Here is a 1293-nt window from a genome sequence, read left to right as displayed (position 1 = left end):
CGTCCGGGTCCGCCGGCGACGTCACCGTCGCGCAGCGCCGCAGCAGCCGCACGCACCTGATCGACGATCTCCGCCGTGGACAGGTTCCGGTCGAGGCCGCCCTGGCCTGTCGCGCAGAACGGGCACGCCATGCCGCACCCCGCCTGGCTCGAGATACACAGCGTGGCGCGGTCGGGATACCGCATGAGCACGCTCTCGAGAAGGGTGCCGTCGTGCGCGCGCCACAACGTCTTGCGGGTCTCCCCTCCGTCGCACGCGATGTGCTTGACCGCGCTGAGCAGAGGCGGGAACAGCGACTCCCCCACCTTGTCGCGGACGGCGGCGGGAAGATCGGTCATCTTCGCCGGATCCGCCTCGAGCCGTCCGTAGTACTGCCGGGCGAGCTGGTCGGCACGGAAGGCCGGCAGCCCCAGTTCGCGCACCGCGTCGCGACGCTGATCTGCGTCGAGGTCGGCAAGATGGCGCGGCGGCAGACCACGCTTGGGCGCATCGAAGACCAGGGGCAGAGAAGAAGCCATAATCACCCATTGTCCCATGATCCGGGACGGATGGGTCGCGGTGTCGCTGTGATGCTCGCCCCCCTTCGGGGGCCGTGATGTTTCTTCCCGTCCGGGATCGGTCCCGATCGGTTCCGCACACTCCGAGTCGCCCGGCGCCGGAGCGGGAATGCGGGAGGATGGACATCATGACCGGTCTCGTCGCTCCCGAAGTCGCACGCTCGTGGCTGCTCGTTCCGGGCCGCTCCCCCGAACTCTTCGACGCCGCCGCCGGCTCTCCGGCCGATGCGGTGGTGCTCGACCTCGAAGACGCGGTGCCGGCCCCGGCCAAGCCGGCGGCACGCGACGATGTCGTCGCGTGGCTTCGCGGTGGCGGGCAGGCCTGGGTGCGCATCAACGACGCCACCACGTCGTTCTGGACCGACGATCTCGCCGCGCTCTCCGGCGTCCCCGGCCTCCGGGGCGTGATGCTCGCCAAGGCCGAGAGCGGTCACCAGGTCGAGGCCACCGCCGACCGTCTGCCGGAGGGCACCCGCATCCTGGTGCTGATCGAGTCGGCGATGGGTCTGGAGGCGGCTCCCGAGATCGCCCGGGCCGAGGGCACCTTCCGCCTGGTCTTCGGCAGCGGCGACTTCCGGCGCGACACCGGTATGAGCGACAGCCCGATGGCGATGGCGTACGCCCGGTCGCGACTGGTGATCACGAGCCGCGCCGCGCGCCTGCCCGGACCCATCGACGGCCCCACCCTCAGCGACGATCCCGACGTGCTCGAACGCGAAGCCGAGCTGACCCGCTC

General features: G+C 71.1%; 1 protein-coding gene and 1 pseudogene. One reads left to right on the top strand and one right to left on the bottom strand.

Annotated elements, in window-relative coordinates:
- A pseudogene (locus tag R1101_RS0123665) lies at nt 1–518 on the bottom strand (23S rRNA (adenine(2503)-C(2))-methyltransferase RlmN); the annotation flags it as partial.
- Nucleotides 519–676: 158 nt separating this feature from the next.
- Between R1101_RS0123665 and R1101_RS0123660 the strand changes: the two are divergent.
- Nucleotides 677–1293 (top strand): HpcH/HpaI aldolase/citrate lyase family protein (locus tag R1101_RS0123660; protein ID WP_016935644.1); only part of this gene is annotated, 617 nt, incomplete at its 3' end.

The organism is Rhodococcus sp. R1101, from assembly GCF_000278445.1.
GTDB classification, from domain to species: domain Bacteria; phylum Actinomycetota; class Actinomycetes; order Mycobacteriales; family Mycobacteriaceae; genus Rhodococcus; species Rhodococcus gordoniae.
This window is presented reverse-complemented; position numbering and strand designations above follow the sequence as displayed.